The organism is Methyloceanibacter sp., assembly GCF_049590335.1.
Taxonomy (GTDB): Bacteria; Pseudomonadota; Alphaproteobacteria; order Rhizobiales; family Methyloligellaceae; genus Methyloceanibacter.
The window spans coordinates 1-1,741 of the sequence record NZ_JBAWCQ010000149.1; the positions used below are offsets into that span (position 1 = coordinate 1).

The window sequence follows — 1,741 nt, forward strand, 5'->3', positions numbered from 1 at the left end:
CGCAATCGTCTCTCGCGTGGGTCAAGCCAGCTTCATGACCGGTTCCGTCGCCCATGATTGCGGATTCCAGGCCATCCGGCCGCTGAGCCAGTATTCTCCGGCCCTCAGCGGTGGCTCTTTCCTGGACAATCTCTTGCGGAGCTATACTCAGAACTTGGTGACGGTCTTGGGGATGCTGCCGGCGCAGTGACGCGCGATGAAAGGCGTTCAACGCCTGCTCCGTGTATCAACGATAAGGACGCTGCACGGCGCGTGGTGAGAAACTGCGTCAGGGACGCTGCTCCACAGATACCTTTGAAGGCCGTACATTCCGCGATTGCCGACGACCAGGAGATCTGCCATCAAGCTGCAATACCACAATCACAGTCATAGCTATCGCCCACGCTGCCGACGGACGGCACGAGACCGGCTTCGGCCAAGCGCTCAGTGTATTTGATCGAGACGTACTGCACGCCGCGATCGGAGTGATGAACCAGCCCGCCGCCGACAGGTCGACGATCGTGCAGAGCCTGCTCCAAGGCATCCAACACGAAGCCTGCGTGTGCCGTCCGGCTGACGCGCCAGCCGACAATCCGGCGGGCGTAGGCGTCGATGACGAACGCCACATAGACGAAGCCCTGCCATGTCGCGACGTAAGTGAAGTCCGATACCCAGAGTTGGTTCGGACGTGGCGGTTGAAACTGCCGATTGACGTAGTCGCGCGGGCAAGGCGCAGCCTTGTCGGAAATTGTCGTGCGGACCCGTTTGCCACGGATCACGCCTTGCAAGCCCATCGAACGCATCAACCGCTCCACGGTGCATCGGGCCACCGAGTGCCCTTCACGCAGGAGCTGCCGCCAGACCTTGCGCGCGCCATAAACGCGGTAGTTATCATCGAAAACCCTTTGGATCTCGGGGCACAATCGAGCATCTCGGCGGACACGATCCGGTGCAGCCTCAGGGCGCTCGCGACGGCGGGCGTGCTCATAATAGGTCGACGGGGCGATCGGCAGCACATTGCAGATCGGCTCGACCCCGAACGCTGACCGGTGCTCATCGATGAAGGCCGTCATGACTTCGGTCGGCGGTCGAGCTCCGCCTGCGCAAAATACGCACTCGCCTTGCGCAGGATCTCGTTGGCCTGGCGCAGCTCTCGGTTCTCCCGCTCCAGCGCCTTCAGCCGCTCACGTTCGTCTGTCGTCAAACCGGCACGCTGGCCTGCATCGCGCTCTGCCTGTCGCACCCAGCTGTGCAGCGTCTGCGCCGCGCAGCCGATCTTGGCAGCAACCGACTCGATGGCCGCCCACTGCGACGGGTACTCGCCAGCATGATCGAAAACCATGCGCACGGCGCGCTCACGCACCTCAGGCGCGTACTTCGGGGATGTCTTGCGATTCTTCATGGCTCCAGTCTCTCAAGAGTTGGAGCCTCCGACAAACCCGGGGCGGTTCAGCCCCGCGGTGGGCGCCACCCATACCGCCCCAGAATTCCGCATTCTCTCGAACCCATACGTGAACGACACTCGAGCCAGTATGGACCTTTCCATCGGCCTCGACTTCCAAGGTCAGTCGATACTTATAGTTCACGGGGTAACTGTCACAGCCAACCAGAGCTAGCGCTGTGATCATCAATGCTGCCAGTCGTCCAATGATTGAGCCAGCCGCTTTTATCGCTGACATCGTCCTTCCCTTCAAACAAGTATGCCGGGGGGAGGCCAATACTTTCTCAAACCCACCGTCCCGCCCGAGTCCCGCGTTAGCGC

Annotated in this window: 2 protein-coding genes, 1 pseudogene and 1 other annotated feature; of the genes and pseudogenes, 1 reads left to right on the plus strand and 2 read right to left on the minus strand. The window is 61.5% G+C overall.

Annotated features, from left to right (window positions below; translation table 11 throughout):
* Positions 1 to 190 (plus strand): hypothetical protein (locus WBQ77_RS11470; protein ID WP_424060350.1); only part of this gene is annotated, 190 nt, incomplete at its 5' end.
* A gap of 17 nt (positions 191 to 207) precedes the next feature.
* Here WBQ77_RS11470 and WBQ77_RS11475 read toward each other — a convergent pair.
* The gene (locus tag WBQ77_RS11475; protein ID WP_424060352.1) at positions 208 to 342 is read right to left on the minus strand and encodes a universal stress protein; all 135 of its coding nucleotides are present in this window, start codon (positions 340 to 342) and stop codon (positions 208 to 210) included.
* Positions 343 to 365: 23 nt separating this feature from the next.
* Positions 366 to 1,381 (minus strand): annotated as a pseudogene (locus tag WBQ77_RS11480) (IS3 family transposase); the annotation flags it as partial.
* Positions 978 to 1,094 (minus strand) — a sequence feature (AL1L pseudoknot). It overlaps the preceding pseudogene by 117 nt.
* Positions 1,382 to 1,741 lie beyond the last annotated feature (360 nt).